Genomic DNA, 7300 nt, shown 5'->3' on the forward strand with positions numbered 1-7300 from the left:
ATATTCACCCTGAGTAACCTCATATTTCCCAATATAAAAATCACTCAAAGTAACACTGTGAACCGGCTTCTGATTACTATAACCATCATTGCTGCCCATCTGGAATGACCCACCCTTCACAAAAACCATACCTTTAGATATTCTATCTAAAATTGCAGAGGAAGGATGTCGCGTTTTTTCCTTTAATATTTCTACTTTTTTAGAAAACATATTAACCATTAAATGTGTAGTTTTATTCTCACTGATTTCTACCTGAAAATCAAGATTATCATTATTCCTAGTAAATATTGCCTTGTATTTTCCTATAGGCACAGATTCTGCCAGCCACTCATCTTTTTCCTTGGCATCATCAATACCCAACCTGATTATTTCTATATTTATAGCTACTGGAATAGATTGAATTTTAAGGGTTCCTGACTTCTGGACAATATTATTGCCCTGACCTTCTCCTGATTGAGTTATCTTTAATTTTGGAATAAATGGTTTCACAGTATAAGAAAACACTTCCCCAGACTTAATACTGATTTCTTCTTCCTGCTCAATAAATCCTGTTCTCACAAATTTTATCTTATGGCTTCCTGCTGACACGCTATCAATGATCAAGCCTTCTTCTGCAGAATTAGTTTCTCCCTTAAATGCACTATCCAGAAAGACCCTGATCCCTGGCTCTGCTATCACCTGGATATAACTGTCACAATACAATATTCCACCTAACAATAAAATCATTATTATCGCATTAATTGCCTTACTCATATATATGCCCTCCTTAATAATTCTCATTCATAAATCTAAGTTACCCATGCAACACTAACAGTACTCTGGAAGTGTGGCAGCAGGTAATAACCATAATTTCAGTCCAAGCTGTCCAGAACTCTTATCCGGAGTACCGTTCAAAAGTCCTGACTTAGTTTTTTTTTACATTGCATTCTCTTTATATGGACACAGTAGACGGAGTTATGAAACATCAGTCGTGTCCAGTCACTGATCCCTGTTCACTAAACAATATTCTTACATTATCCGTGTTTATCCGTGCAATCCGCCTGCCGTGCCGTAGCTTTATGCGAAGGATGGTGGCTAAAATCTTACATTACATTTAATTTTACATTTGCTATTATTCTTTCCTCACCCAGCCCAGCGATGAACAGATTACAACTGTAATATCATCTCAATATTGCTCACGAATTCCTTAGTTTGAGTAATTAACGGCAAGATATCCGTCCCATCCATTGTAAAAAAATCCTCATAGTCACCTTGCTGACGATATATAAACAATTTCTTAAATAATCTCCCAGAGCTTTTTACTATAATCCCAGTTTTAATAAAGTGCAAATTAAAAAGACCCATCACTCCACTATGCTTTGTACTAAATAATTCATTTGCAGCGAGCAGTGCATTCACAGCATAGAAGCAGGCATAATAAAGGCGATTAATGCAGGTATTCCAATGCTCCATTTCAGCCATCTTCTCAGCTTCAAGGATTGTATCTTTTGCTCGCTTAAGCCTGTAAGTAATCAAATCTCTGCTGCTCATATAGCTTTGCCTTCCCGCAAGACATGCTGGTAAAAAGGTGTTTCCTCTAATCCTTCCCATTCAACAATATTATGGATAATTGGACTAAATACCTGATCAATCTTTAGTTCAAGATCATACAATTTGTCTATCAATTCTGTTTTTTCTATATCGCTTATTCTCTCTTCCAGTAAAATCAAAAAATCCCAATCCGAATATTCTGTATTATCACCTCTAATCCGTGAACCATATAGTATCACTTTTGCAGAGGGAAAAATACGGCATATCTCAGCTTTAACATTACCCAGTATTTGCTCTTTATCCATAATATCTCCCGAATTTATAATCACTAATCCGATATTCTATTTATCAACATTATTCTGCAAGTAAAAAATAGTTACCCCACTAAGCAGGAGTTGTAAAGGTACTTCGGACAAAACTTCTGACAACCAGTATTACTCGTTATATGCGATCGTGCCAGCTCTTGCCTTATATTTAATTTTACATTCTTGTCAGCCTATGGTTGATTACATTTTACATTTTCAATTATTCTTTCCCCTCTCTCAAATAATCCTGAAAATATCTGTATCCCATAAATCCTGATTCAGACAATTTCCTTTATCCTGATCTATTTTGAACTGCTGGCTACGCGGAAGCCAATGCGGCTGCGGCTGTAGCCAGGACTGAAGTAACTGCGATAAGCTATGCGGCAGCCTCTGGCATAGCTGTTCCAGCTACCACCCCGATTCACACGGTCAGAACCCAATGACGATCCCCTCGGATTATTCTGCTTACTGCTGTCGTAATCTCCATACCAGTCCCAGCACCATTCCCAAACATTTCCACTCATATCATAAATCCCAAGCTTATTAGCCTGCTTTCCCCCAGCACTATGAGTTTTACTTCCTGAAGTATCAGAATACCAGGCTACTTGTTTAAGGTCATTACCCCCAGCATACTTATAGCCCTTGCTTTTATTACCGCCCAGAGCAGCATACTCCCATTCAGCCCCTGTTGGCAACCGGTAGCCATTAGCATTGAAATCACACTTAATATTAGTCCCAGAACTACTATAACAGCGATCAAGTCCTTCTTTATCACTAAGTTTATTACAATATTCCACAGCATCATACCAGCTAACCTGCTCAACTGGAGCATCTTTGCCAGATTCCTTGAACTTAGCAGGGTTCTTTCCCATCACAGATTCATACAGCTCCTGAGTTACTTCATATCTGCCAATATAAAAATTACTCACTGTCACGCGGTGTACCGGTTTTTCATCACTTTCTCCATCATTTGACCCCATCTGGAAAGTACCGCCTTCCACAAAAACCATTCCTACCAAACTCTTGCCGGTTCTGGAAGATGTATTATTGTATGCTGTCTCTGGCTGCAAAGAAATGCTCACCTCTGTAGTAGCATCCACATCTATCTCAATTTGCTTAGTCTGGTTCTGATAGCCCTTGCAATTTGCAGAAATTGCATATTTACCAATTGCCAGTTCGCGCAGATATTTGGAACCTTTCCAGTTTTGCACAGTATTATTACCTTTAGATAAAGTAACATTTGCTTCCATCGGCTCCACTACAAATTGAAGTTTACCGAATTTCTGACTCAATTCAAAGCTCTCTGTTTTATCTTTTCCCTTGATCACTGTCACTGTGCGGGTTTCAGCATAATATCCTTCTTTCTTCACTTCCACTTTATACATCCCGGCAGAAACTTCTTTGCTCTTTCCACTTAATTCCTGATTATTGATCAGGATAGCACAATCAGACGGTATCGTGTTAATAGTAAGTACTGAAGTATTACTTACCAAAGTATAATCGAAAACGTTATCACCCTCCTGGATTACAGTGATTTCCTCTTCAATCTGGTCATATTTATCCTTTGACAGTCGTAAATTATATTTCCCCGGAAATTTAAATAACTGCTTGTTGGTTATGCCCTCATTTACATTATTAATATTGATATCAGCTCCATCGGGCACTGATTTCATCGTGATCATTACTGGCTCTATTTCATTTAATACTATATCCCTGAAAAGCACCTGCTCCTCTTCTACTGTAATGGTCTTTGTATAATCCATATACCCGCTCTTCTTCACTTCCAGCAGATGCTCGCCCTTGCTGATTGTATATGTATCTTCTGTACCCAGCAATTCACCATCCAGCCACTTCTCTGCGCCATTGGGATCAGCAATAATTGATATTGTAATAGATTTATTTCCTGTTATCTTCAGATGAAACACATCCCCGGATTTTACACTATTTATCCCAAAAGAAGACAGCACCACTTTCAAAGGTTCAAAACCCTCAGCATGCACATCAATAGCACGTTCACCAGGTGATACATAAACATTCCATCTACCCATTGCCGGATTAGTGATCTTACCCACAGCCCCGTTCCAGGGACGAAAATCCATATCAACATCCAGATCAGTAATAAAAGAAATCAGAGCTGCCTGATTTTTATTAGCATCCAGTTTATCACCAGGCACAATCTCACCAGTTGCCCGGGTTGCCTTACCCACAATAGAAAGCTGATTTAATTCCTGACCTGACAAAATACTGATTGAAAGCCCTATTAACAAAATAAAAACTAAATATTTATTACTTATCATCCATCCCCCAAAATAAACATTCTCAATTTTGTTCGAATATTAAATCCAGACATTTTTCCGCAAGCCATTTATTTTCCCAGACAAGCTATTAAGTTAAGAATCAGTAGCTATACCTAAATCCTATCTTCGCTCAATATTACTACTCACAAAAAATCATGTAAATATCTTCAATCCCATAAATCCTGATTCAGACAATTTCCTTAATCCTAATCCTATTTTGAACTGCGGACTAAGCGGAAGCCGAGGTTGAAGTAGCTGAAGCCAGGAAAGTAGCTGCGACGATTAGCAGTCCGGCAGCTACTGGCATTGTAGTTCCAGCTACCACCCCGACCCACACGGTAAGAGCCCGCTGATGAGCCCCTCGGATTATTCTGCGAACCGCTGCTGTAATCTCCATACTGATCCCAGCACCATTCCCAAACATTGCCACTCATATCATGAATCCCAAGCTCATTAGCCTGCTTACCACCTATAGGATGAGTTTTACTGCCTGAATTATAATCATAACAGGCTACACTACCAATATCATTACTTCCAGCATATTTATAGCCCTTGCTTTTATTACCACCCTCCGCTGCATATTCCCACTCAGCTTCCGAAGGCAGCCTATAGCCATTTGCATTAAAATCACACTTATTAAACCCAAATAATTTGCTAGAATAACACATCTGCAGACCTTCATTATCACTCAGTTTATTGCAATATTCCACAGCATCATTCCAGCTAACCAGCTCAACAGGAGCATCTTTTCCTGATTGCTTAAACTCGGATGGATTTTTGCCCATCACAGATTCATATTCACCCTGAGTTACCTCATATTTACCAATATAAAAATCCCTCAAAGTCACACTATGCACCGGTTTTTCATCATCATCACCACTTGCACTACCCATCTGGAAAGTGCCTCCCTCCACAAAAACCATACCTTCAGGGACATCACTCCCCTCTTCTAAAGTAACTTGCTTTTGTATAGTTTCATCTGCAGTCAAACGAAATTCCTCTTTGTGAGTTTTGTAGCCATCAGCACTTACTATCAGTTTATATTTCCCGACTGGAACATCAGTAAAAGTCTTCCTGCCAGTTGAATTAAAATGCTCTCCGGCATCTCCCGTAAGCTCTATCTTTGCATCTGTGGGAATGCACATCACTTGGATCACACCAGTCTGCACTTCCGGATACATCTCAATTATCTCTTCCGCTTTAGGTTTCAGGGCAATTACGCGCTTTATAGTTTCCGCTTTGGGCATCGTTACCTCAATTTCTAATACTTGAGGTGCTACTTTCTGATTGGAAACTCCACCTTTATAACTCTCACCTTCAAAATTGATAGTCGCATTAGGATGAGTTTTCACTGTCAGGGTTGCCCTGATATCAGTCAGCTTATATTGTTTCTCCGTTTTTGGTTCAGATATCGTGATCTGCTCATTAATAGTTTCATAGTTCTCTTTTTCTATCCGAATAGCATAAGTACCAGCATCATAGAAGCTTTCCAGCGGAGTTACACCCAGTTTCATATTACCGTCAATAGTAACTGTCGCTCCCTCAGGATCAGAAGTTATTTTCACAACTGCCGGCATCGCTAGCACCAGATCAAAATGAAAAGAATAATTAGTAAGTGACACATCCTCACTGATTTCCTGACTGGCAAATCCTTCTTTTTCTATACGTATTTTTCGTTCACCTGGATTTAACTTAGTTGCCAGCATTTTATTGATTGTGCTGCCCACTTCTTCACAATCCACGATCACCTTTGCTCCAGACTGGTTACAGTTAATCATAACGGGAACTTCCTGCGTTTTCATATCACCAGTAATTTTCAGATGGTAAACATCACCGGATTTTATGCTGTTTATCCCAAAGGAAGCCAGCACTACTTTCAAAGGCTCAAAACCTTCAGCATGCACATCAATAGCCCTTTCTCCTGGTGACACATACACATTCCATCTACCCATTGCCGGATTAGTGATCTTACCCACAGCCCCGTTCCAGGGACGAAAATCCATATCTACTTCCAGATCAGTAATAAAAGAAACCAGAGCTGCCTGATTTTTATTAGCATCCAGTTTATCACCAGGCACTATCTCACCAGTAGCCAGTGTTGCCTTACCCACAATAGAAAGCTGATTTAATTCCTGACCTGCCAAAATACTAATTGAAAGCCCTATTAACAAAATAAAAACTAAATATTTACCACTTGTCATCTACCCCCCCAAAATACACATTCTCAAATTTGTTCGAATATTAAATCCAGACATTTTTCTGCAAGATAAAATTTATAAACCGCGAAATCCGCTAAAAGTACGCGAAAAAATGTAAGAAAATATAAATAGTTCGTTTTGTCTTGATGAGCCGTAAGCTTGCGAAGGCTATTCGTTGCTTATAATACTTCCATTACATTGAATTTTCAATTTTTCATTTTCAATTTTCAATTATACTCCCCGTAAATCCTGATCCTATTTTGAACTACGGGCAAGGCGGAAGCCAAGGTCGGTGCGGTTGAAGCCACGGCCATCCTTGTGGCGATGAGATGCAAGACAACCTTTAGCATCTTCGCTAAAGCTACCACCCCGACACACTGTGTCTTCACCCGAATTTGGTCCATGCGGGTTTGCCTGTGAATTACTATTATAATCGCCATACCTATCATTACACCACTCGCGAACATTGCCACTCATATCATAGATACCAAGCTCATTAGCCAGTTTATCACCAACTCTATGCGTTTTACCTCCCGAATTATCACTATACCACGCCACTCTGTCAATATCATTACTGCCGGCATATATATAGCCATTACTTTTATTACCTCCCCTTCTTGCATACTCCCATTCCGCTTCTGTAGGCAACCTGTAGCCATTGACATTAAAATCATATGTTACACTCCATCCTGAAACTGTATAGCAGCGTTCAAGACCTTCTTTATCACTCAGTTTATTGCAAAATTCCACTGCATTAAACCAGTTAATCTTCTCTACAGGAGCATCTTTACCTGATTCCTTAAATTTGGAAGGATTCTTCTCCATCAAAGCTTCATATTCACCTTGAGTAACCTCATATTTCCCAATATAAAAATCACTCAAAGTAACACTGTGAACCGGCTTCTGATTACTATAACCATCATTGCTGCCCATCTGGAATGACCCACCCTTCACAAAAACCATACCTTTA

Annotated in this window: 6 protein-coding genes; all 6 read right to left on the minus strand. The window is 39.4% G+C overall.

Translation table 11 applies throughout. The features are described from left to right. A partial coding sequence (locus RAO94_03130; protein MDP8321328.1) for an SUMF1/EgtB/PvdO family nonheme iron enzyme occupies window positions 1–753 on the minus strand: 753 nt, incomplete at its 3' end. A gap of 393 nt (window positions 754–1146) precedes the next feature. Then, a complete protein-coding gene (locus RAO94_03135; protein MDP8321329.1) occupies window positions 1147–1530 on the minus strand; it encodes a HEPN domain-containing protein in 384 nt (127 codons plus the stop codon). Continuing rightward, complete coding sequence (locus RAO94_03140) at window positions 1527–1835, minus strand: nucleotidyltransferase domain-containing protein (GenBank protein MDP8321330.1); 309 nt, start codon at window positions 1833–1835, stop codon at window positions 1527–1529. The genes RAO94_03135 and RAO94_03140 overlap by 4 nt, the downstream gene beginning before the upstream one ends. A 302-nt stretch (window positions 1836–2137) precedes the next feature. Then, window positions 2138–4132 carry an SUMF1/EgtB/PvdO family nonheme iron enzyme gene (locus RAO94_03145; protein MDP8321331.1) on the minus strand — a complete coding sequence of 665 codons (1995 nt, stop codon included), beginning with the start codon at window positions 4130–4132 and terminating at the stop codon, window positions 2138–2140. 212 nt (window positions 4133–4344) lie between these two features. After that, window positions 4345–6333 carry an SUMF1/EgtB/PvdO family nonheme iron enzyme gene (locus tag RAO94_03150; protein ID MDP8321332.1) on the minus strand — a complete coding sequence of 663 codons (1989 nt, stop codon included), beginning with the start codon at window positions 6331–6333 and terminating at the stop codon, window positions 4345–4347. Between the two features lie 252 nt (window positions 6334–6585). After that, window positions 6586–7300, minus strand: a 715-nt coding sequence (locus RAO94_03155) for a formylglycine-generating enzyme family protein (GenBank protein MDP8321333.1), incomplete at its 5' end; no start/stop codon positions are given.

Origin of the sequence: Candidatus Stygibacter australis, from assembly GCA_030765845.1 — a bacterium.
Taxonomy (GTDB): domain Bacteria; phylum Cloacimonadota; class Cloacimonadia; order Cloacimonadales; family TCS61; genus Stygibacter; species Stygibacter australis.

Bases quoted from the DNA above. Each gene is read 5' to 3' on its own strand.
- RAO94_03135 (MDP8321329.1), bottom strand. From the start codon at position 1,530: ATGAGCAGCAGAGATTTGATTACTTACAGGCTTAAGCGAGCAAAAGAT.
- RAO94_03140 (MDP8321330.1), bottom strand. From the start codon at position 1,835: ATGGATAAAGAGCAAATACTGGGTAATGTTAAAGCTGAGATATGCCGT.
- RAO94_03145 (MDP8321331.1), bottom strand. From the start codon at position 4,132: ATGATAAGTAATAAATATTTAGTTTTTATTTTGTTAATAGGGCTTTCA.
- RAO94_03150 (MDP8321332.1), bottom strand. From the start codon at position 6,333: ATGACAAGTGGTAAATATTTAGTTTTTATTTTGTTAATAGGGCTTTCA.